This window comes from Mariniradius saccharolyticus AK6 (assembly GCF_000330725.2).
In the GTDB taxonomy this organism is placed as follows: Bacteria; Bacteroidota; Bacteroidia; order Cytophagales; family Cyclobacteriaceae; genus Mariniradius; species Mariniradius saccharolyticus.
In genome coordinates this window covers 71129-91930 of record NZ_AMZY02000020.1, presented here as the reverse complement: position 1 = coordinate 91930, position 20802 = coordinate 71129, and the positions used below count along the sequence as shown (strand labels likewise).

Sequence of the window (20802 nt, the reverse complement as noted above, 5' to 3'; positions counted from 1 at the left end):
GCGGGAAAGACACCCATTGGGCCTAAGCTACTTTTGACTTTATTGGATTCCAGCAACTATTTGAACGCCTGAACTTGTCCCAATCCTATCTGCACCTGCTTGAATAAGCCCGACGGCTTGTTCGTAGGTTTTGATGCCGCCGCTTGCTTTGATTCCCACGCTGCTGGGAAGGTTGGCACGCATAAGGCGGATATGTTTTTCCTTGGCTCCTTCCGGGGCAAAACCCGTGGAAGTCTTCACAAAATCCGCCCCGGCATCCGCACAAATACCGCAGGCCTCAATGATCTCCTTTTCGCTGAGATAGGCTGTTTCGATGATGACTTTAAGGATTCGCTCTTGCTGGTGGCAAACTTCAGCGATGCGGGAAAGCTCGATTTTTGGCCAATTCATTCCAGCCTTGAATGCGGTCAACGACCATACGACATCAATTTCATCTGCACCCAATTTGATCAGCTGCTCGGTTTCAATAACCTTGGTTTCCGTGAGGCTATACCCCAAGGGGAAACCCACGACGGTCACCAACTGGATGTTTGCGTCACCTATCTCACGTTTCGCTTTTTTGACCCAAAATGGAGGGACACAAATTCCCACAAAGCCATATTGCTTTGCCTCTTTGACAAGATTTTCGATGTCAGCATCGATGGTTTGGGCCTTCAGGACAGTTTGTTCGATGTAGCGCTCAATGTTTTTCATATTTCTTCCTCATTGCCTTCCACAAAATCCTTTAGGAAAAAGAACTCCAAAGTCAGATCTCCGTCTTTGGCAATCGTTGCCTTTTCAAGAATTCCGGATGATTCCTTCAAAAGTTCGGGAATAAAATTCCGCGTCAGTTGATCTCCAAATTCCTCGGAGGCATCCCTAGGAAGCTCTGTTGGCAGGTTGTCGATTGCCATCACAGAGATGCTGTTTTGCTTACCAAAAGCCTCCAATTCCTCAAAGGTGTATCGGTCGATATCGTAAACCGGATGATGGACAGAAGATGGACGGATAGTGGTAGGAATCGACCCGTCTATGTCACAGGTGATATCGGCTATGACTGAGAGATTGAAATCCTCAGATTGGATATGCTCCCACTCAAACAGCCGTGGTGCCCGTCTATCCCAATAGGCCCCTGCCATAAGTATGTCGGCGACCTCAGCATATTTCAGAAAGTGGCTCTCGTATATTTCCGGGGTTTGGTAAAACTGCTCCTTCTCGAAGCCTCCGTCTGTTTTTCTGCGGTTATAGTCGGCACAGGAGAGCGCCGTGAATACCGGTTCCTCAAAGTATTGGAATAGGATTTCCTTGGGTGATACTTGTGCGATGCCTACGGTATTGAGTACTTCCAAAATACCTTTTCCGACTCGGCCCGAACCTGTCACGATGATTTTGATTGGGGGAAGTTGAACCTTTTTGAGTTCGGTGTCTAGTTCGGTCCGATCAAAACACTCGTAAGCACGCTTGATATCATAGAGTCCGCTTTTTTTACCATAGGTCCAAAGTCCATTGTAAGCACCTACAATTCCCGCCCACCTTCCAAAGGCTACAGTTCTATTCCCTGCCTCATCCTTCAAGACTTCGTAGTCCAGTAAAGTGATGTTTTTTTCCAACACAGACTGCAACAGCGCTCGGTTGTGCTTTTGCTTCTTGATAGTATGAGAAAAGAAAATGTACTTTTTCTCGGGAATGAGCAAATGGACAGGCACTTCTTTGATGCCCATCAGTAAATCGCAAAAAGAAATATCTTCGACCACCGGGATACCAGCCAATTCAAATTCTTCATCTGAATAGCATCTGTGGGGACTGGATTGGACGTAAAATGACAATTGGTCAGGATATTGGTCAGAAAGCGACCTCATTTGGTTAGGTGTGAACGGGGTCCGTTTGTCAGGCTGGGTTTTCCCTTCCCTGATGATTCCTATTCTCATTTGTGGGAAATTAAATGGCCAAACTGTTCGGAAAATTCAAAAAGTATACGCATACATTCATCGGCCAACATCGGTTTTGGGTATTTTTTATTTGTTTGATCATTTAGGATATTGGCAAAAAAAGTGATTTCCATGGGCTATTGGGTTTTGGTTATTTTTTGGGCTTCGTTCTATTTTCTGCATTCTGTATTTGCAGACATGAAGATAAAAAGAAAATTCAAAGGTTGGTTGGGGCCAAAGTTTATCTGGTACCGCTTGCTATATAGCCTATTCGCCACGATCCATTTCCTTGGGATTTTCGTGTTTACGGGTACACTTCAGGAAATCCCCATCTTTGCCACTTTCCCGCTAGCCAGCTACTTTGGATACATGTTAGCCACCTTCGGCACGATCATATTGGTCAAATCTTTCCAAAAACTCAGCCCGTTTGAATTTATCGGATTTTCACCTTCGGACGAATTCACAAAAGCCGACCGATTGGTTGTTTCCGGACTGCACGCCCATGTACGTCATCCGATTTACTCAGCGCTCATCTTGATTTTTGTGGGGTACACATTGGTGCAGCCTATGCCGTCTTCAATGATACACTTGGGAATGCTCATTATCTACCTGCCGATTGGGATTTATCTGGAAGAGAAAAAGCTGATCGAAAAATTTGGACAGGCTTATATAGACTATAAGAAAAAAATTCCTGCCTTGATCCCAAGAAAAAAATAAGGACCGGCCTTTGCCGATCCTTATTTCATTTCAATCCAATCCGAGGAATTCAACATCAAACACGAGGACGGAGTTTGCCGGGACCCTTTCGACCGTGGTCCGGTCTTGGTAGGCCCAAGGCGAAGGAATGATTAGAACTCCTTTAGACCCGCTTTTCAAGTTCCTGAATCCCACATCAAATCCCCGAATTGCTTCGGAGCCACCGAGGGAGAACTGGAAAATTCGATATTGGCGGTTTTCGTCGTAGATATCGTTTTCTCTTGCGACAGATTCGCTGTTTGTATCAAACACGATTCCGTCAAGGAGTCTTCCGGTATAGTTACAGTAGATAAGATTGCCAACAGATGGCTTTATCCCATTTCCTTCTTCCTGAACGATGATCACAACGCCGCTTGCATCATGAATCCTGTATAGGGAATCGATTGGGGCCGTCTTCAAGAAGTCGGCGATGAGAAGGCTATCTCTTTTCAGATTTCCCGCAAAGTCATAAACAGGACCACCGAAAGGATTTCGCGGGGTACATGACCAAGCGGCAATTATACCTAGCAAAACCAATAAAATTATGTTGCTCTTTCTCATGGAAGCTCGTCCTCTACTTTAATCTTTTTCACTTCTATAAGATCCAGCTCGAATACCAGCGGAGAGTTTCTGGGAATGCTGCCCACTTCTTCCGATCCATATCCATAGAGAGAAGGCATAATTACCGTGGCTTTATCACCTTGCTCCATTTGCAGAATTGCAAACTCAAAACCTGGGATTGTAAAACCAAAGCCGATGGGATACCGGAGTGGCTCATACTTTCGGCTAGAGGAAAATATGTTATTCGCCCGGGCGACAGATTCTATCGAAGTGTCAAAGACACGGTTATCGAGAAGCTTTCCGGTATAGTTTACACTGATCGTATCGCTCACTTCGGGCTTTTTGCCACTGTTAGAAACAGACGTCCAGTAGATCCTAATACCAGTGCCATTGTCTACCAGTTCCTTTGCGGAAGGGATTGGATTTTCGTTGACATACTTTTCGATCGCTGCCAAATCCCGCTCCAAGATAATCTGTAAGTTTTCATCATCAGAAACACATCCAGTCAGTAATCCGACCAAGGCAATCAACAGCAAGCTTAACTTTTTCATTATTTTATTTTTGAACGTCTGTGATCTCTACGTCAAAGATGAGGATAGAGTTAGGCTTGATCATTCCGCCTGCACCCCTTTCGCCATAGGCCAATGTGGAAGGAATGAAGAATTTGGCTTTGTCTCCTTTTTTCAACAATCCTAGACCTTCGTCCCATCCTGGAATAACCCTACCTTCGCCTACGGCCACTTCCAAAGGAGCGTAACCGCCCATGCTGTCTCTTTGCTCATTGTAGACGCCGTTGGCTTGCGCCAATTCCTTCATGGAAGTGTCGAAGATGGTTCCATCCAACAGGTATCCCGCATAGTGAACAAAGGCCAAATTCCCGGTTTCAATCTCTGGACCTTCACCTTGTTTCTCTATGACGTAGTAGAGCCCCGATTCTGTCTTGGAAGCTTGGATATTTTTTTCCTTGAGATAATCCTCGATCAATTGCTTATCAGTCGCCAATTGTTTGACGGCATTTTCTTCCATCTTTTTGATTTGGGCTTCCTGGAGCGCATTGAAGTAAGTCTCCACGCCTGCTTGGTCAGTCACGTCGATGACGCCTATCTGGACCTTCACGTCCTGATCTTTTTTCAGGAACATCGGGATGTTGTTTTCGCCGAAAATCTTTTCAGCCTTGGCTACCAAGGTGATACTGTCTCCTTTTTTTAAGCCAAGGAAAATCTCGTCCATTCCGCTCTCTTTTGGAAGAGAGTCGTTGTACAGGATATAGCCTGGCATATTGGAGTCGTAAGTGGAAATGAAGGTGGAATCCTTGTCGTTTTTGACGATCAAGTGGTACAATATGTAGTCACCGTTGTTAGGCTTGGTGTCTCCTTCCTTGACAAAGGTGTATTCGATACCATCGGAAGTGGTCATTTTCTTCTTGCAGGACATCAATCCACTAGCCGTTGCAAGCAACATGACCGAAAATACAAATGCATTAATTTTTTTCATGAACAAGTTCAGGTTGAGTAAATAGAGAGGTATAATTTTGTTTGATTAATATTTCAAATTTTTCAGTGGTTTCGTCCAAACTGAGTTGGGACTTTCCTCCTGAGGCATTTTTATGCCCTCCGCCGTCAAAATATTCCGCGGCAAACTTATTGACCGCTACATCATCGGTGGACCGAAAAGAAATCTTGATGCCATCTTCACGCTCGGTAAAGAGCGCGGCGACATGGATCCCGTCCAAAGATAAGGCATAGTTTACGAGACCTTCTGTATCCCCGGTTTGGGAATCGAATTTCTTGAGATCTTTTTTGCTGATTTTGAAATAGGCAGTCTTCAAATCTTGAAGAATCACTAGCCTTCGCGTGATTGCAAAACCGATAAATTTCAAGCGATTGATACTATTGGTATCGTAGATCAGCCTTGAAATCTTGGTATTGTCAGCGCCGATATCGATAAGTTCGGCCGTGATCAAGTGCACATTCTTGGTCGTATTGGGGTGCCTAAAGCCACCTGTATCGGTCATGATTCCTGCATAGAGACAATCGGCAATATCCTTGTCGATCATATGCTTGCAGCCAATATTTACGATCAGCTCGTATACCAACTCGCAGGTCGCAGCCGCAGCCGTGCTCCAGTATCTGAAGTCGGCAAAATCCTTTGGATCCTGGTGATGGTCGACGTTGACTTTATAGGCTTTTGATTTATCCACGTAGGGAAGCAGTCCATGCATTCGCTTGGGGCAGGAAAAATCCAAACAAAAGATTATCCCGGCTTCCTTCACCTTTTCAATCGCAAGTGGCTGCTCCTTTGGGTCTTCAAAATTAAGGACCTCCTCGTTGCCTTTCATCCAATGCAAAAACGACGGATAGTCAGAGGGAGTGACAACTGTGACCTCGTGTCCCAATTTGAGAAGGAAATTAGCCATCCCCAAGCATGAACCAAGAGCGTCGGCGTCGGGCTTGTGGTGGGTGGTGATGACTACTTTTTGGGGAGAGGAAATATGGTGTTTGAATAACTCTAATTCGCTCATTGGATAGCAATTGCAGTGTCCTTAGCAAAGCACACAGTCCGCAAATGTCAGGATTATTTTTGAAAAATCCCAATTGGCCTAACTTGTTAACGTTGAAACAGATAACAGAGAATTCACAGTCCCAATATGGAATTTCATTGATTTCACTTAATTTTGCACCCACATTTAAACCTACAAATATCATTATAATGGCAGGGAACAGAACATTTACCATGATTAAGCCTGATGCTTTTGAAGCAGGCAATTCGGGAGCGATATTGAAAATGATCGAGGAGGCAGGCTTCAAAATCGTAGCGATGAAAGCCACCCGATTGACTCCTGAGTTGGCAGGCAAATTCTACGAAGTACATAAAGCGAGGCCCTTCTACGCCGACCTTTGCAACTATATGTCATCCGGTCCGATCATCGCGGCCATTTTGGAAAAAGACAATGCAGTGGAGGATTTCAGGACCTTGATCGGTGCCACCAACCCCGCCAATGCCGCTGAGGGCACCATTCGCAAAATCTTCGCAAAATCCATCGAAGCCAACGCTGTGCATGGCTCCGACTCAGACGAAAACGCCAAGATCGAAGGCGACTTCTATTTCAGCCAATTGGAACGCGTACTCTAATTAAACTATACTAGAAGCCCTAGGCCCCATGTTGTCAAAGCATGGGGTTTTTTGTTATCCGGCAGAACCGATTCCCTTGGCCATCAGTCCAGCCAAAATGGGTATCACAAGAAGCAACAAAAGCTCAAGCCTCAAGGACCAAAAAATCCCCTTCGGCACTGCGATTTCTTCCTCAGGATCGCCCTTTCTGTTTTTTAAAAAGAACACCGTCGGATATATCGACAAAATCCCTATCAATACGAAGAGCGTGAGTTTGACATGGAAAATCGGGTTTTTACTGTAAAAATCCGTAGGCTTTCCGATACCACCCAACCAAAGCGTCATCCCAACGCCAAGCAAAACCAAAGCCGCAAGCCCATACACCGCATCGATTTTGGACAGTCTATCCAGTTCCCTCCTTGAGAGAGTATTTTTCAACAGCAAATGCTCGGAGACAAGCGAGCCCACAATGGCAAAAATGCAGATGAAATGGAGGTAGCGAAGGATGATTTCAGTGGTCATAGGAAAAAGATAATTTTACATGATTTCAATATCCGACAATTTAGCCGAACAAGCAAAATCCAAGCATTAAACAAAAAAGGCCGGTCTAGGGAGAGATTGCCACCCAATGACCGGCCTAAAATGACACAAAACAAATATTACATCTTTGCGGAATAATTTGGCGCTTCCCGCGTAATGCTGACATCGTGTGGATGTGATTCCTTTACGCCGGCTGTTGTAATTTTTACAAACTTGCCGTTTTTCTGTAGGTCCTCTACAGTCTTGGTGCCGCAGTAGCCCATCCCAGCCTGAAGTCCTCCAACCAATTGGTACAAGACTTCCGAAACAAGGCCTTTGTAGGCAACCCGGCCGACGATTCCTTCAGGAACGAGTTTCTTGATGTTATCTTCGGCGTCCTGGAAATAACGGTCTTTGGAACCTGATTCCATCGCTTCCAAGGATCCCATGCCGCGGTAAGTCTTGAATTTTCTTCCTTCGTAAATGATCATTTCGCCCGGGGCTTCTTCTGTTCCTGCCAATAACGACCCGATCATGATAGAACTTGCTCCCGCCGCGATTGCCTTGACAAGATCGCCGGAATAGCGAATACCACCGTCCGCAATCACTGGCACATTTTTTCCTTTAAGGGCTTCGGCACATTCAAACACAGCAGAAAGCTGTGGCACTCCGACACCGGCAATGACTCGGGTAGTACAAATACTGCCTGGGCCTACGCCCACCTTGACGGCATCCGCGCCAGCTTCCGCCAAGGCAATGGCCGCTTCCGGCGTGGCGATGTTTCCGACAATGACCTCCAAATCAGGGAAAACAGACTTGATTTTTTTGCAAGTATCAATCACACCCTTGGAATGCCCGTGAGCGGTATCGATGGAAACCACGTCGACGCCCGCGTTTTTGAGGGCTTCGACCCTTTCGACAATATCCGCAGTCACACCGACAGCTGCGCCTACGCGTAGTCTTCCGTATTCGTCCTTGCAAGCGTGCGGCTTATCCCTCCTCTTTAAAATGTCTTTGTAAGTGATCAAGCCAGTCAGCTTATAATCCTCATCTACAATCGGCAGCTTCTCAATCTTAAACTCCTGCAGAATCTCCTCCGCCTGCTCCAGCGAAATCCCAAACTTGGCCGTAATCAGATTCTCCGAAGTCATGATCGTTTTGATCTTGACGTTTTGATCTTTGATGAAGCGCAGGTCGCGGTTGGTAATAATCCCTTTGAGAACCCGGTCACTGTCGACCACAGGAATACCTCCAATGTGGAACTCCCGCATGATAGCCTCTGCATCCCTTACCTTGGCTTCGATATCCAGCGTAATCGGATCCAATATCATCCCAGCCTGCGATCTTTTCACCTTGCGGACTTGGGCTGCCTGCTTTTCGATGGACATGTTTTTGTGGATAAATCCGATTCCACCTTCCAATGCAATCGCAATGGCAAGCTCCGCCTCTGTCACTGTGTCCATTGCCGCGGAAACAAGCGGAATGTTCATTCTAATGTTCTTGGTGAGTTGCGAGGAGGTATTGGTGTCGCGGGGGAGGACTTCGGAGTAACCCGGTACGAGAAGCACGTCGTCGTAGGTGAGCGCTTCAAAAAGGAATTTATCGGAGCTTCGATTCATGGCAAATTGGTTAGGTAACCCTATTTGCCCGCCAAAGATACTAACATTTTCCCCAGCCAATCAATTCGGCTCGGAATAATATTCTTCCAGTCAGTCTAATTAGAGAGATATGCGAAAAACCATTTGGAAATTGCCCGAGTCCAAACCTTCTTCCGTTTCATTCGGGGAGCGTTTCTTTTTTCCGTTAGGAATATTTGGAAAAAATTAGATTTCTCCTGTCATATAATTCCGACTTTTCCACACCAAGTATCAGACATGCAGCACGAGCAACTGGAACAAACCGTCAAAGCGCTTCACCGTGACGCCTACATTTGGGCACGGCAGTGTTGTCGATTCGACGATGAGATGGCCAAGGATGTGCTGCAGCAGGTGTATTTGAAGATATTGGAAAGCAAGGCCGTCTACGGCGGGAAGTCCTCAGTCAAGACTTGGCTGTTTTCTGTCATCCGATTTACGGCAAATGGTTCCATGGCACAGGCGAATGCGATCCTGCCGCTTTTGGAGGACTACGATGTGCCTGATGAAATGGTGTCCGGTTACGCGGACCAGTCTCCCGAAGAGCTGATTCAGCTATTGCCCGCCAAGCAGCGAGAAGTACTTTTGCTGGTATTTTACCATGGATTGACTTTGGAAAAGGCAGCAGAAGTGATGGAAATAGGACTTGGCACAGTGCGAACACATTATGACCGGGGAAAGAAAAACCTGAAAAAATTGATCGAAAAATCCAGAATCGAACAGTGATGAAAACCGAACACGATAAAGAAATCGAAAGCTTCTTCGCCCAATTGAAGGAAAAGGATAACGAGATTCAAATCCCTGATTTCCCGAAAGCGAAGAGACAAAGAAGTGTCAATTGGTGGATTCCGTTGGGGATCGCGGCTTCTTTGGTAATGGCTGCTTGGTTTTTTGCGAGGGATGAAGCAGTGCAATCCTTGGAACAGGACGTAATCATCATAACCCTTGAAGAAAAACCCAACCATGAACTCCAATTCAAGATCGAACGAACATCCGAGTTGGAGTCTTGGGAATCTCCTACTTCCTCATTATTGAATGAATTTTAATCGAAATTGTATGAAAAAGATATTGATAATTGTGATGATCCTCAGTTCAGGTGTCACCTATGCACAGGACATGTTCGAAGAGGTGCTTTTTACAGCCAATCAGGTTTTCCAACACAGATTCACCATTTCCCTTTCTGACCAGCAGGCAGAAAAAATAAACAAAATAAATAGTCAAAATTCCAGTGAATTCAGTGAGATCAAATGGGATTTGGACGAGGCTACCGTAAAATTGAGGAAATTGCTACAAGAGACTAAGGTAAATACTGAGGAAGTTTCAAAGCAAATGGACCTTATCCTCAAATTAGAAAACTCGTTGAAGCGTAAGAAATTGTTGACTTTGGTTGCCATTAAAAATGAACTTAGCGTAACCCAGCAAAAGCAGCTTCAGGAACTTAAAGAGATTAGTGACATATCAATTCCATTTTCCCATGGCAGAAGCAAAACGGCGACTGAAGCCAGCCCCGATCCAAGCATAAAACTTAAGGTTTCCGCAAATGCCGATAATAGCCCATTGATGTTATTATCAACAAAGGATGGGAAGGTGCCTATTGTAGATATTGAAAAAATAAATCCTGATGATATTCAAAGCATTGAGGTTATAAAGGACAAATTTTTACTCGAGAAATATGGTGAGAAAGCCAAAAATGGAGTTGTTATTATCACACTCAAAAAAGACAAGTAGGTTAAATGATCCCCCAAGACTTCCAAACCCTTGGGGGATTAGTTTTTTTCATCAATCCAAAAACCTCCAGCTGCTCTTGAAGTTTCTCGGGATTTTTTCCTCCTTCATCCGCGCGCGGAGCAGCTCGATTGGCATGTAGTTTTGGGTAATAAAGAAATCGTGGAACTGTTTCTCGGTCATTTTTCCGGACTGGACCATTTCATTTTTCAGCGAATAGACCTGCAAACCCCCAATCATATAGGCCAATTGGTACAGCGGTCCATAGTTGCCCTCAAATGAACGCCTGACTTCGGCTTCTGCATTGGCGCGCTCGTGGCCCACTTTGTCCACCAAGAAGTCGATGCATTGCTGCGGTGTCCACTTGCCAAGGTGGTAATTGAGCGAAAAGACAATCCTCGCCGCCCTGTGCATCCTCCAGAAAAGCATACCGACCCGGTCTTTGGCATCACGCGGAAACTGCTTGTCCCACAGGTTAAACTCCCAATACAGTGTCCATCCCTCGATCCAAAAAGGCGTGTAGAACAACCTCCTGTGGGGGAAATACCGCTGGTTCATAAACTGCTGCAAGTGGTGTCCGGGGATCAATTCGTGTTGGACGGTCGCACGGGAAAAATGCGGATTGTTGCCACGCATGCTCATCATCTTCTCTTCGTGGGTCATCGTAGAGGTTGGATAGGAAATGATGATCGTTTCTCCTCCGAGGAAAAATGGACTCACCTTTTGCCGCTCGGCTGACATCATCGTGGTCCGCCAGGTCTCCTTGGCCATTTCCGGAATCGTGATCAAATCCCTCGTTTCCAAGAACTGAATCGCTTCTTCTGCCATTTCCCCGACCATCTCGGGCCATTCGCCTGCGGGGACATAGGTGTTTTTGACGGATTCCAATGCCGCTTTCCAGTCATTTCCAAATCCCAATTCCTGTGAGGCTTTGAGCATTTCGCGCTCACACCAGGCATATTGCTTTTCCCCTTCCTTGAGGAGTTCCTCGGCGGTGTAGGGGATCATGTTGTAGGCCAATTCCTTTTCGATGGCCAGTTTGCCGACCGGCTTGCCGATGATACCCGAACCGTCATCCTTTACCACAGTGTTGACAAAGTGGGTTTTCAGGAATGCTGCGTAATCCTTCAGGGTTTTGTCCAGGCTTTTCCAAGGCTCTTTCATCCACCAGGTGAAATCCGGATCATAGTCGTAGTAGAAATTGTATGCCTCCTCGGTGCTTTTCCGGAGGGATTCCACCACTTGGGAAGCGAGGTCGGCTTTTTGCCAACTGTCATAAGGAGTGGTTTTCTTGGTTTGCTCCCACTTGGTCTTCACAGCCTTCTCCACTTTTGCAAACTCGGCAGCCAAATCCTGTGCCTTGGGCTTCACGGCCATCCGGCGGGTTTGGTAAAATTGCTCCAAGGGCGCCGCCACATCGGTGACGTTTTTGACCAGCTTGAAATCCTCGTAGGCGGCTTGGTGGAAGAACAGCTCCTTTTCCAGGTGGTTTTTCATCAATTGGTAATCCAGTTTGCCATCCATGGAATAGGAATCGTATGGCATTCTTTCCAAGGCCTGCAGCCAATCCGTGTAAAGCCGATCCATGCGCACAAAATACTCCTCCGAAAGCCGGTTGTTGTATTTTCGATTCAAGGCGCCGAGATCTGCCTGAAAGCTCATCACGGCGTGGTACATTTCGGTTGCCGAGACTTGGAAGCTCAGAAGGAAGAGAAATAAAAAGATCGCCTTTTTCATAGAATGACAGCTTTGGGGAGTTCTTTGATTTTCATCATAACGGTATTCCAAATTCAGCATAATGAGCGTAAAAACCCAATCTCCCTATGACCAAAGCTGAAATAGTTTGGATAGATGGGTGGCTTTCAAAATATTCAGCCATGGGTCGAAACATTTCCTCATTCGAAATGAGTTATTTTCCAAACTTGCGAGATGCCAGCCTCTAGTACCGATAAAGTATTGACCCCGGAGCTTGTCCGAATATTGAAAATCTTCGGGTTGGTTTCGATATTGCTCGTGATCGGTCTGTCGTTTTTCAATGAAAAAAGGGCCAACAACTCAGGAACCGCACCTTCACCCATGCGGGTAACGGATGCGGAACGGATATTTTTTAAAAATGTAAGATCGATTGCCTATGATATCGAAAACCTCAAAGAGGCGAAGATGGTGGCCTACAGGCATTCCAAGATATCCGAAAACAGCCAAGTTACCAGCCTTCCTGTAGCCATCCTTCTCAATCGAACCAAGGACGAAGCTTACCTCTACTGGGAATTTCCCAATGACAGTATTCCGATTGTGGTGAACTGGGAAAATCCCAGCAACGGCAAGTCAGGCGAGATTCGTTTTGAAGGTGGAGACAAATTTGCCCACCTCGCTTTCGGGAAGGACATTTTCCCCCTGCTATCCAATGAAGAGGTGAATTTTGGGATCAATTTTTCGGGTAAAAAGATAAAGATCTTGGAAACCGAAGACGCTCGGATGCCGGTCTTGACGAGTCTAAAGGATTATTTCAAACTCATCAACAATACCGGCAAATAAAAAAAATCAATTGCCACAACTATTTGAATGACAGAAAGATGCTTGCTTATTTTTTGCCAAAATAATTTTTTGAATTATCAGAATTTACCAAAAACAGAAACGTAAAATGATCTTTGTTGCAGTCATTTATTCGTTCATTTGGGTATTCATCTCCATTTTTAGTAGCCATGAAAAACTCCCCAAAAGTTATCCGAATCTCAGCGTTATTGACGCTTTGTTTGTTGTCTTTTTTAACATCCGTCCAAGCCCAGCGCCTGATGGCTGTTTCTGACAACCTTCTAAAAAACGGAACTGCATATCCGGTAACATGGAATGGTATGTCTACTTTTCCCAAGTTCCGATTTCATACCTTCCAAGTTGTAGAGGGTAAAACTGGATTTACAAAAACCAAATACAACTCCAAGCTATTCGACCGTTTGGAAACCTCAAAATCTGACCACAACGGCTCATTTTTGATATTATCGCTAGCTGGCGATTCAGCAATGGTCAATTTCAGCAGAAACCTTGACTACCGGGGACTCACGAGCGGGGGTATCGTCATTGGAGGAATCCAATTTGGGGGAGGTGACGAAGAGGTTTTGGAATCCAAGGACAACTATGCCGCTTTGATCGAGACGAAACCAACAGAAACGGCTTGGAAACTGGTAGTTACGAAAAACTATGGCACAGAAGTCGGCTCAAATTTCTTCGGATGGTTGACGGATGGCAACCGCAGAATAGATATCAAAGCGGTGTTTGACTACCAAGAACCAGGAAAAAAAGGAGCTATGGAACTCATGATGGGTAGTGAATTTTGGCACAAAGGATTTGAATTTTTTGAGGATGCCCGATCTATTGGTGCAGTGCAGTTGGGGCCTAACAAAAAACAATTTGTGATTTGGCTTGCAAATGACTTGGATCCGTTGACAGAATTGGTGTTGGCATCTTCTTGCATTGGTCTCCTGCGGGATTTTATGATCGTGCTACAATAAAAACCGGTTGGAAAACACAGTGGCATACCATGTTTTCCAACCGGCTATTTATTAAAACTTCAGCTTTAGGCCAGCTAAAAAATTGGTCCCCGCTTGGGGATAGAAGAAATTCTCCGTCACCAGTTCCCGCCCGGTATTTGCTTCATTCGCGACAAAATAGCTGAAAGTATAGCCGTTGGGCTCGTAAAGCTGGTTGAAGATATTGTTGACCAAAAGGGTAAACTCGAGGTTTTTCACAAACCTTGGTCGCAGCGCATAATTGAACCTCAGGTCTTGGGTCATGAAAGGATTGAGGCTTCTCGCTTCGTTTTGGGTATTGTCGAGAAACTGCCTGCCGACATATTTGGAGAGCAAGTTGACCTCAAATCCAGGAAAAGGTCTGAAGTCAATCACCGCAGCGGCGACTACATTGGGGGAAAATGCGATGTCCGTATTGGTGTGGACAATTGTCTCCTGCCTAAAGTCGTCTGTGGAATAGTCGTCCAAATATTCCGTGAACTCGTCGATTTTGTTTCTACTGAGTGTTAGGTTACCCGCCAACGTCCACTTCGGCGACAAACGGTACGATGCGTCCATCTCGATACCGGCTCGGAATGAATTCGGTACGTTTTCGCGGATATAGGCACCCACGTCATTCAGTTGGCCCGTAAGGACGAGCTGATCCCTGTAACGCATGTAGAAGAAGTTGAAGTTGTAATTCCAGTTCCCCTCTTGGGTACGCACACCCGCCTCGATGTTTTGGAGGTTTTCGGGTTTTGGCGCTTGACCGCGTTGGCTGTCCGTAAAGTCGTTTCTGACAGGTTCCCGGTTGGCAACGGCATAGGACGCGTACCAAGTTTGACCGGATTCATTTTCGTAAGAAATACCCAATTTGGGGTTGAAAAACCGGAACGTATAGAATCCTTCGATATCCCGCCGGTCGTCGTTAATGCCATTGAAGCGGTAGTTGATTCCGCGGAATTGTAGGTCACCAAACAAGAACAATCCTTTGGAAACCTCATAGGTCGCTTTGGTATAAAGGTTCAGGTCGTCTTTTACCGCATTGTTGTCATAGTAGCGGTCACGGATTTGGGTAGGTCCGGCCGTTCCCATCCAAATGATTTCCCCAAAATGATCCCCATCGTACCGATTGGCGCCGCCACCCATGATGACATTCCATCGGGAATCGTCGGAGATATAGTTCAAAGAGAACACAGCACCGTAAAAATCATTGTCCAGCCACCTTCTGCGGATGATATCGGTACGGGTTATCACCGAATTGCCTATCACGATCGGATCCAGACCATAGCGCGACAAGCGGTCATCTTCCCTGAACTGTTCGAAAAAACCGCGACCGTAAGTGTAGTGTAGTCCCGCGTTGGCCTTCCAGTTCGCGTTCCAATTTCCCGTATAGAGCAATTGATAATGGTCCTGCTGGTAATTGTCGGTTTGATTGTCGTAGGTATAGGCATTGAAGGTCCGGTTGGTTTTCAATAACGCTTCCGGTACGCCTTCCCAGGCTTGGTAGGTTTGCTCTTTGCCCGAAAACATGTTGACTTTGACGACGTGCTTTTCTCCATAATATCCTCCCGAAAGAAAATAGGAGCGCAGATCCGAGAATGCCCGATCGATATAGCCGTCAGACGTAATTTGAGACAGCCTGGCATCAAAGGCCCAGCGATTATTGAGGAGGCCTGTTCCGACTTTGACCATATGCCGCCAAGTATTGAACGAGCCAAAAGAGTTGTCCACTTCGCCAAATGCCTCTTCCTGGTGTTTGTCCGTTTGGATATTCATGCTCGCACCGAACGTAGCTGCACCGTTGGTGGATGTTCCGACGCCCCGTTGGATTTGGATGTTTTCGACGGAAGTCGCGAAATCCGGCTTATTGACCCAAAAAACGCCGTGGGATTCGGCATCGTTGAGCGGGATGCCGTTGATGGTGACATTGATCCGGGTTTGGTCGGAACCACGAATCCTCAGCCCGGTGTAGCCGACTCCGGCACCCGCATCGGAGTGTGTCACGACCGAGGGCGTGAAGTTGAGAAGGACAGGAATATCCTGGCCGAGGTTCAGTTTGGCAATTTCCTCCCTGCTGACAGTTTTGAAGGTAGTCGGGGTACGCTCAGAGGCGCGGGTGGCGTAGACGATAAATTCCTCCGACAGGATACTGCTTGGATTCAGGCTAATTTCCATTAGTCCGGCAAGAGGCGATTCGACTTCCTGCAGGTAGCTCTCATATCCCATGTAACTCACGCGGAGGTTGTATTTCCCGGAAGGAACGTTTTTGACTTCGAAATAACCATTCAGGTCTGTCGTCGAACCCCTCCCTGTCCCGGTCAGGACGACATTTGCACCGACGAGGGTTTCGCCGTCCTTGCTTCTGACGACGCCTCGGATTGTGGACTGCGCGATCGCAGCCGAACCTATGAGCAGCATTGCCCAGAGGAAAAAGATTTTTTTCATGATGTACGCTTGTACCGCTTGTCGCAGTGATTTGGTGAAACATCGGAAAACCTAGGGGCGGTCTTCCTTTTTTGTTTGACCCATCCAATGCTGAAATCCTATCCTATGCGCGCAAAACGCCGACATACGCCAGCGGACTTTAAGTCATTTCTCCGAAAAGAAACTCTGGATAGTATTACTGCAATTGGTTACTCATTTCCCTTCGCCGGCACTACCCGGATCAGGTCTTGTGGGTATGATCTCAGCCCGTTGTATTAAGGCACCCCTCATGATCTGTGACAAAGTTATGTTGGAATGTTTCAGATTTCAAACCCATCGGTCAATAAAAAATTTCCGTTTTGAGTAGGTCCTGATTATGCCGAGCGAAAATATGGAGAAGAATTGGCGGTATCAATCAGCTTTCGGGAACTTGGTATTTGAATCCCAAAGGGCAAAAAATTGTCAAAAAAAAAGCCAAAGCATAACGCCTTGGCTTTGATATTTTTCGGTTAGGGTTCTTTTAAACTCTACCCAATTCCCGCAGGTGGTTCACGTGTGAGACAAAGGCGTGGCGCATTTTGGAATGTTCCAAATAGGGTATGTTGTATTCTTGGCAGGTTTGCTTGATAATCTTACTGATGGCGGGGTAATGCACGTGGGAGATATTCGGAAACAAATGATGCTCAACTTGATAATTGAGCCCACCGACCAGCCAAGATAGTACCTTGTTGTCCGTGGCAAAATTGGATGTCGTCTTCAACTGATGTATCGCCCAATCGTCCTCCAATTGGTGGGATTCGGCATCTGGAATTGGGAAATTAGTCTCCTCCAGCGAATGTGCCAATTGGAACACGACACTGAGGAAAATCCCCGTAGAAATGCCAAATGTCAAAAAACCAATGATCCAAGCAGACCATCCGAGCATGTAGACCGGAATTGCAACGAACAGTACCAGGTGCAGCAACTTAAATCCCCAAAATGAGACGTGGTCCATTGCCTTCATGGGTTGGAGGGGAGTACCGCCGACACGCCGCTGTACGTATTTTTTGTAGTCCGTCACAAACACCCAATAGAGATAAAGAATGGAGTATACAAACAGGAAATAATGGTGCTGGTAACGGTGGATTTTGTAATGTTTTTGGGCTGGACAAAGCCTCAACAAGGGCCGAGCATTCATGTCATCATCCATTTCGGGAATGTTGGTGAACGTGTGGTGGGCCACATTGTGCTTGGTTTTCCACATAAACACGTTGGCTCCTAGGAAATTGATGGTGACGCCCGCGAGTTCATTGACCCATTTTTTGCTGCTAAAGCTGCCATGTGCGCCATCGTGCATCACGTTGAAACCTATTGCAGAGGCTAAACCTCCCAGGAGTATACACTCCAACAAGGCTACTGCCCAAAATGGTGTAAAAAACACCAAATGGACATAGGTGGCAACGAACAAGGTCACCAACAAAATGGCTTTCCAATAAAGGGATAGATTACCGGTTGGTTTGAGTTTTTGTTCGTTGAAATACGATCTGATCCGCCCTCTGAGTTCTGACTGGAAGGGCGTTGCTTTACTGAATTTTGGAATTTGCATTGGGTAATTCAATTATTCGAGGGTATTCTAATTTTAGTGTAAAAAGTGAAATTTGCACAAGATACGACAAATACTTGGAGAAAGCACTAGCAATCAGGCGGTTTTATTGAATATTCAAAACGCAAAGCCCAGCTGAAGCGCAAATTCCAATGAAGTCGGACGATTGGCACCGAAGCGGACCGGTACCGGAACGGTCATGAACCAGCTCGTATATTCCCCCACCCGGAGGGTTTTGGATATCACCGGTGTCAGGCCATACCGACCTGATGTTTCGAAAGAAGCGAGGGCGTTGAAGTTCCAGCCACCAGGTATGTGGAATTGGATGCCGGGATTGAAAACAAGGTTATCCATCCTACTGGTACCCTCCGAAAAAGCGATGATAGGCACCAATTCGAATATATAGCCGTAGCGTCCACTTTTTGTGGCCAAGATAAAACCTGCCGGGAAACCCATGGCAAATCCATCGCTGAAGTTGGAGATACTCTCGCCATCTTGGAATTTCACCAATGGCATCAGGTAGCTAAAGTAGCCTGTGACCCGCGCCACTTCGGTCGGATTTGGTTTGTCTTGTGCGGAAGTTTCATGCGCCGCCGCCGCAAAAAAAAGTACCGCGATAAAAAGGAGTTTTTTCATTTTGTCAATGTCTTTGGGGTTTACTGAAATGATCAAAAATGATTTCTAAGGTCTTAAAAATAAACCACATTTCTACACAACATGTGGGGTCGTTTTCTAGTGATATTTGAAAAAAAGCAGGTAATTATTCAATCCCCAACAAGGCTTTCACCTGAGCGATAGCCGTTTGAAGTCTTGCTGATTTATCACCCGAAACCACATAAAAAGGAACTCGGGAGGCTTCAAGCGTCTCATGGTATTTCCTAAAAAAATATTGCCGCATCTCCGGAGCGGGGTGCTCACGCAGTGGATCGTCTTGCCAAGGGATATCGATATTGGCCAATAGGTAAAGATCATATTTCCGAGCTTTGATCTGATATTCTATCCAAGGATCAACTTTTCCAAACCGATGTTGGCTCCAAATCTTGATCACCTGCAGGTCAGTATCACAAATGAGTAGGCCTTCATTATTTGAAGCCATTTGATCCTCAAGATTTGTTTGGCCTTTTGCGATTGCGAGCAGGTCCTCGTATCGATACTGCCTGCCGAGATTCTCCAAATACTCCCTCGCATATTCCGGAACCCAATCGCATCCAAAGTGTGCGGCTAAAGCTTCCGAGATAGTGCTTTTCCCTGTTGACTCGGGACCGATCACGACCACTTTCCTAAGCATATTGCTCGACGTTGGTTTTGGCTGCTTTGATCCAGGCAAAAAGTCCGATCACAGCGAGCACCGTGAAAAACAAAAACTGGAACGATGTGAGCAGCAATTCCTTGTGAAAATACAGGGGCACAGATGCGACGTCAGTCACAATCCAAGCGATCCAATTCTCCACTTTCTTTTTTGCCATTAGCCACATGCCCACGAATGCCGAAGCCGTCGTGAAGGAATCCCAATAAGGCACATCCGAATCGGTGAAGTTGCTCAGCACGAATGAGAGAACAGCGTATGACCCAAAAAACAGGGCCAAAGAATAAATGATACCCATGCGGTCAAGCCAGGTTACGGGAAGCGCTTCCTTCTCCTTTTGCGGACGAGTCCACCAGAACCAACCATAGATGGACATCGAAAAATAGTAAGCATTGATGCCCATATCCGCGTAGAGCTTGAATTTCAGACAGATGTACACGTAAATCAGGGTGCTGATCATCCCCGTTGGGAATACCCAAATATGTTTTTTGATCGAATAAACCACACTCGCAATTCCAAAAAACACAGCAATGCCCTCAAGCCAAGTAATCTGCGCGATGCCTTGCCTGATTCCCTCCCAAAACCATTGAAAATCCATAGGGCGAATAAAGCGAGAAATTCAGTGATTGAAAAATTATTGTAAAAGCGGCTGAAAAAGGAAATTGGATTTCGGTCCAAAATTTTTCTTTCCCCAAAGATATAATTAGATTTAGGTGACTTGGGATTTTTCGATCCAAAAAGTGGAAACGCGCCGGGGACACATATTGCCTTTTGCTGAAGAGGCGGATTTGGGAAGACGGAGCAGGCAAATCAGAACAATAAGTTTTTTTAACAGTATGATCGCGAGAAAATTCACTTTGGCAGACCTTCCCCTTCTCAACGATTGGCTTCAGACTGAGCCTGCAAGGAAGTATTTTGGCGTGCCCGAGGATTGGCTCCACGAGATCGAGGCCAACTTGGATGCCGATTGGATACATCATTTCATTGTCGAGGACGGCAAGCCTTTTGCCTTTGTCCAGCATTACGATGCCCATTTGGCACCCTTGGGCATTTGGTCAGAGGCACCTTTGGGATCAGCGGGGATTGATTTCTTGATCGGGGAATTGAGTTTTTTAGGGAAAGGGTACGGGTCAAAATTGGTTGAGTTCCTCGTACGGGATATCCGTGCCACCGGAGGATTCGAGCATGTGGTCGCCGACCCAACCCCAGAAAACAATGCTTCAATAAGGCTGCTTGAGAAAGCTGGCTTCAGCGCCCACTCAAGTGGACTGTACATCAAACGGCTATCGGACGTGCCTTGGAGCTACTACCTCGCCAAGGAAACGGATATCCCGGAGATCACCGATCTTTTTTACAACACGATCCAATTTGTCAATATCAAGGATTATACGAAGGAACAAGTCGACGATTGGTCCTATTGGCACTCGGCCATGGACAAATGGCAGCATGGGATTTGGCATGACTTCTTTGTGAAGGCCGTGGACGGGGCCAAAATCATCGGGTTTGGTTCCCTGCGGGAGGATGGCTATTTGGATTACCTTTTCACCCACAAAGACCACCAACATCAAGGAGTGGGTCGTGGACTTTACCAGAAACTCGAAAATCAGGCGCGCGCAAAAGGTCACAAGTCGATCTATGCCGATGTGAGCATCACAGCCAGGCGTTTTTTTGAAAACCTGGGGTTTGAGGTGGAAATAGAGCAATTGAAAAAATCGCACTTTCTCGAGTTGGTCAACTACCGCATGAGGAAGGCACTTGATTAGCCGAGCCCCTGTTTGGTTTTCATACATCC

Annotated in this window: 22 protein-coding genes and 1 riboswitch; of the genes, 8 read left to right on the top strand and 14 right to left on the bottom strand. The window is 46.2% G+C overall.

Annotated features, from left to right (window positions below; all coding sequences use genetic code 11):
• Positions 1–39: 39 nt before the first annotated feature.
• Entirely contained in the window at positions 40–693 is a 654-nt protein-coding gene (gene deoC / locus C943_RS18885; RefSeq protein WP_008631132.1) for a deoxyribose-phosphate aldolase, read from the bottom strand.
• Positions 690–1907 carry an NAD(P)-dependent oxidoreductase gene (locus tag C943_RS18880; RefSeq protein WP_008631131.1) on the bottom strand — a complete coding sequence of 406 codons (1218 nt, stop codon included), beginning with the start codon at positions 1905–1907 and terminating at the stop codon, positions 690–692. Before C943_RS18880 ends, deoC begins: the two co-directional genes overlap by 4 nt.
• 198 nt (positions 1908–2105) lie before the next feature.
• Here C943_RS18880 and C943_RS18875 point away from each other — a divergent pair, with 198 nt between their 5' ends.
• A complete protein-coding gene (locus C943_RS18875) occupies positions 2106–2624 on the top strand; it encodes a methyltransferase family protein (protein WP_245545566.1) in 519 nt (172 codons plus the stop codon).
• Positions 2625–2654: 30 nt separating this feature from the next.
• Here the strand turns inward: C943_RS18875 and C943_RS18870 are convergent, their stop codons facing one another.
• Genes C943_RS18870 through C943_RS18855 form a run of 4 tightly spaced genes read right to left on the bottom strand, consistent with a single transcriptional unit; the run spans position 2655 to position 5724 of the window.
• A complete protein-coding gene (locus C943_RS18870; RefSeq protein WP_040481362.1) occupies positions 2655–3203 on the bottom strand; it encodes an FKBP-type peptidyl-prolyl cis-trans isomerase in 549 nt (182 codons plus the stop codon).
• Complete coding sequence (locus tag C943_RS18865) at positions 3200–3754, bottom strand: FKBP-type peptidyl-prolyl cis-trans isomerase (protein ID WP_008631125.1); 555 nt, start codon at positions 3752–3754, stop codon at positions 3200–3202. Before C943_RS18865 ends, C943_RS18870 begins: the two co-directional genes overlap by 4 nt.
• Before the next feature lie 4 nt (positions 3755–3758).
• Entirely contained in the window at positions 3759–4697 is a 939-nt protein-coding gene (locus tag C943_RS18860) for an FKBP-type peptidyl-prolyl cis-trans isomerase (RefSeq protein ID WP_040481360.1), read from the bottom strand.
• Positions 4684–5724 carry a DHH family phosphoesterase gene (locus C943_RS18855; protein WP_008631118.1) on the bottom strand — a complete coding sequence of 347 codons (1041 nt, stop codon included), beginning with the start codon at positions 5722–5724 and terminating at the stop codon, positions 4684–4686. The genes C943_RS18860 and C943_RS18855 overlap by 14 nt, the downstream gene beginning before the upstream one ends.
• 188 nt (positions 5725–5912) lie before the next feature.
• Between C943_RS18855 and C943_RS18850 the strand changes: the two genes are divergently transcribed.
• The gene (locus tag C943_RS18850) at positions 5913–6335 is read left to right on the top strand and encodes a nucleoside-diphosphate kinase (protein ID WP_008631110.1); all 423 of its coding nucleotides are present in this window, start codon (positions 5913–5915) and stop codon (positions 6333–6335) included.
• Between the two features lie 54 nt (positions 6336–6389).
• Here C943_RS18850 and C943_RS18845 read toward each other — a convergent pair whose 3' ends face one another.
• Together C943_RS18845 and guaB are read right to left on the bottom strand one after the other, a co-directional pair.
• Positions 6390–6836 (bottom strand): DUF2214 family protein, encoded by a 447-nt coding sequence (locus tag C943_RS18845; protein ID WP_008631109.1) that lies wholly within the window; start codon positions 6834–6836, stop codon positions 6390–6392.
• A gap of 137 nt (positions 6837–6973) precedes the next feature.
• A complete protein-coding gene (gene guaB, locus C943_RS18840) occupies positions 6974–8452 on the bottom strand; it encodes an IMP dehydrogenase (RefSeq protein WP_008631107.1) in 1479 nt (492 codons plus the stop codon).
• Between the two features lie 255 nt (positions 8453–8707).
• Here guaB and C943_RS18835 point away from each other — a divergent pair, with 255 nt between their 5' ends.
• Genes C943_RS18835 through C943_RS18825 form a run of 3 tightly spaced genes read left to right on the top strand, consistent with a single transcriptional unit; the run spans position 8708 to position 10195 of the window.
• A complete protein-coding gene (locus tag C943_RS18835; RefSeq protein ID WP_008631105.1) occupies positions 8708–9193 on the top strand; it encodes an RNA polymerase sigma factor in 486 nt (161 codons plus the stop codon).
• Positions 9193–9513: a hypothetical protein gene (locus tag C943_RS18830; protein WP_008631103.1), complete on the top strand. Its 321-nt coding sequence runs from the start codon at positions 9193–9195 to the stop codon at positions 9511–9513. Before C943_RS18835 ends, C943_RS18830 begins: the two co-directional genes overlap by 1 nt.
• Before the next feature lie 10 nt (positions 9514–9523).
• Positions 9524–10195, top strand: coding sequence for a hypothetical protein (locus tag C943_RS18825; RefSeq protein ID WP_040481358.1), 672 nt, complete (start codon positions 9524–9526; stop codon positions 10193–10195).
• A 51-nt stretch (positions 10196–10246) separates the two neighbouring features.
• Here C943_RS18825 and C943_RS18820 read toward each other — a convergent pair whose 3' ends face one another.
• Positions 10247–11929 (bottom strand): DUF885 family protein, encoded by a 1683-nt coding sequence (locus tag C943_RS18820; RefSeq protein ID WP_008631098.1) that lies wholly within the window; start codon positions 11927–11929, stop codon positions 10247–10249.
• 192 nt (positions 11930–12121) lie between these two features.
• Here C943_RS18820 and C943_RS18815 point away from each other — a divergent pair, with 192 nt between their 5' ends.
• Together C943_RS18815 and C943_RS18810 are read left to right on the top strand one after the other, a co-directional pair.
• Positions 12122–12727, top strand: a complete 606-nt coding sequence (locus tag C943_RS18815; protein ID WP_008631095.1) for a hypothetical protein — start codon at positions 12122–12124, stop codon at positions 12725–12727.
• A 167-nt stretch (positions 12728–12894) separates the two neighbouring features.
• Positions 12895–13698 carry a hypothetical protein gene (locus C943_RS18810; protein ID WP_157198621.1) on the top strand — a complete coding sequence of 268 codons (804 nt, stop codon included), beginning with the start codon at positions 12895–12897 and terminating at the stop codon, positions 13696–13698.
• Between the two features lie 51 nt (positions 13699–13749).
• On the opposite strand, the gene C943_RS18805 is transcribed toward C943_RS18810, so the two are convergent.
• From C943_RS18805 to pnuC, 5 genes are all read right to left on the bottom strand, one after another.
• Positions 13750–16143, bottom strand: coding sequence for a TonB-dependent receptor (locus C943_RS18805; protein ID WP_008631092.1), 2394 nt, complete (start codon positions 16141–16143; stop codon positions 13750–13752).
• 180 nt (positions 16144–16323) lie between these two features.
• Positions 16324–16420, bottom strand: a riboswitch (TPP riboswitch).
• Positions 16421–16642: 222 nt separating this feature from the next.
• Positions 16643–17707 carry a fatty acid desaturase family protein gene (locus C943_RS18800; protein ID WP_008631091.1) on the bottom strand — a complete coding sequence of 355 codons (1065 nt, stop codon included), beginning with the start codon at positions 17705–17707 and terminating at the stop codon, positions 16643–16645.
• Positions 17708–17821: 114 nt separating this feature from the next.
• Positions 17822–18340 carry a hypothetical protein gene (locus C943_RS18795; protein ID WP_157198620.1) on the bottom strand — a complete coding sequence of 173 codons (519 nt, stop codon included), beginning with the start codon at positions 18338–18340 and terminating at the stop codon, positions 17822–17824.
• 124 nt (positions 18341–18464) lie between these two features.
• On the bottom strand, positions 18465–18992 hold the full coding sequence (locus C943_RS18790) for an AAA family ATPase (RefSeq protein WP_040481354.1): 528 nt from the start codon (positions 18990–18992) through the stop codon (positions 18465–18467).
• Entirely contained in the window at positions 18985–19608 is a 624-nt protein-coding gene (gene pnuC / locus C943_RS18785) for a nicotinamide riboside transporter PnuC (RefSeq protein ID WP_008631078.1), read from the bottom strand. The genes C943_RS18790 and pnuC overlap by 8 nt, the downstream gene beginning before the upstream one ends.
• 238 nt (positions 19609–19846) lie before the next feature.
• Here pnuC and C943_RS21870 point away from each other — a divergent pair, with 238 nt between their 5' ends.
• Positions 19847–20773 carry a GNAT family N-acetyltransferase gene (locus C943_RS21870; RefSeq protein WP_157198619.1) on the top strand — a complete coding sequence of 309 codons (927 nt, stop codon included), beginning with the start codon at positions 19847–19849 and terminating at the stop codon, positions 20771–20773.
• Positions 20774–20802 lie beyond the last annotated feature (29 nt).

Excerpts from the sequence above, each read along its gene's own strand:
- deoC (WP_008631132.1), bottom strand. The coding sequence starts at position 693 with ATGAAAAACATTGAGCGCTACATCGAACAAACTGTCCTGAAGGCCCAA.
- C943_RS18880 (WP_008631131.1), bottom strand. The coding sequence starts at position 1,907 with ATGAGAATAGGAATCATCAGGGAAGGGAAAACCCAGCCTGACAAACGG.
- C943_RS18875 (WP_245545566.1), top strand. The coding sequence starts at position 2,106 with ATGAAGATAAAAAGAAAATTCAAAGGTTGGTTGGGGCCAAAGTTTATC.
- C943_RS18870 (WP_040481362.1), bottom strand. The coding sequence starts at position 3,203 with ATGAGAAAGAGCAACATAATTTTATTGGTTTTGCTAGGTATAATTGCC.
- C943_RS18865 (WP_008631125.1), bottom strand. The coding sequence starts at position 3,754 with ATGAAAAAGTTAAGCTTGCTGTTGATTGCCTTGGTCGGATTACTGACT.
- C943_RS18860 (WP_040481360.1), bottom strand. The coding sequence starts at position 4,697 with ATGAAAAAAATTAATGCATTTGTATTTTCGGTCATGTTGCTTGCAACG.
- C943_RS18855 (WP_008631118.1), bottom strand. The coding sequence starts at position 5,724 with ATGAGCGAATTAGAGTTATTCAAACACCATATTTCCTCTCCCCAAAAA.
- C943_RS18850 (WP_008631110.1), top strand. The coding sequence starts at position 5,913 with ATGGCAGGGAACAGAACATTTACCATGATTAAGCCTGATGCTTTTGAA.
- C943_RS18845 (WP_008631109.1), bottom strand. The coding sequence starts at position 6,836 with ATGACCACTGAAATCATCCTTCGCTACCTCCATTTCATCTGCATTTTT.
- guaB (WP_008631107.1), bottom strand. The coding sequence starts at position 8,452 with ATGAATCGAAGCTCCGATAAATTCCTTTTTGAAGCGCTCACCTACGAC.
- C943_RS18835 (WP_008631105.1), top strand. The coding sequence starts at position 8,708 with ATGCAGCACGAGCAACTGGAACAAACCGTCAAAGCGCTTCACCGTGAC.
- C943_RS18830 (WP_008631103.1), top strand. The coding sequence starts at position 9,193 with ATGAAAACCGAACACGATAAAGAAATCGAAAGCTTCTTCGCCCAATTG.
- C943_RS18825 (WP_040481358.1), top strand. The coding sequence starts at position 9,524 with ATGAAAAAGATATTGATAATTGTGATGATCCTCAGTTCAGGTGTCACC.
- C943_RS18820 (WP_008631098.1), bottom strand. The coding sequence starts at position 11,929 with ATGAAAAAGGCGATCTTTTTATTTCTCTTCCTTCTGAGCTTCCAAGTC.
- C943_RS18815 (WP_008631095.1), top strand. The coding sequence starts at position 12,122 with ATGCCAGCCTCTAGTACCGATAAAGTATTGACCCCGGAGCTTGTCCGA.
- C943_RS18810 (WP_157198621.1), top strand. The coding sequence starts at position 12,895 with ATGAAAAACTCCCCAAAAGTTATCCGAATCTCAGCGTTATTGACGCTT.
- C943_RS18805 (WP_008631092.1), bottom strand. The coding sequence starts at position 16,143 with ATGAAAAAAATCTTTTTCCTCTGGGCAATGCTGCTCATAGGTTCGGCT.
- C943_RS18800 (WP_008631091.1), bottom strand. The coding sequence starts at position 17,707 with ATGCAAATTCCAAAATTCAGTAAAGCAACGCCCTTCCAGTCAGAACTC.
- C943_RS18795 (WP_157198620.1), bottom strand. The coding sequence starts at position 18,340 with ATGAAAAAACTCCTTTTTATCGCGGTACTTTTTTTTGCGGCGGCGGCG.
- C943_RS18790 (WP_040481354.1), bottom strand. The coding sequence starts at position 18,992 with ATGCTTAGGAAAGTGGTCGTGATCGGTCCCGAGTCAACAGGGAAAAGC.
- pnuC (WP_008631078.1), bottom strand. The coding sequence starts at position 19,608 with ATGGATTTTCAATGGTTTTGGGAGGGAATCAGGCAAGGCATCGCGCAG.
- C943_RS21870 (WP_157198619.1), top strand. The coding sequence starts at position 19,847 with ATGATCGCGAGAAAATTCACTTTGGCAGACCTTCCCCTTCTCAACGAT.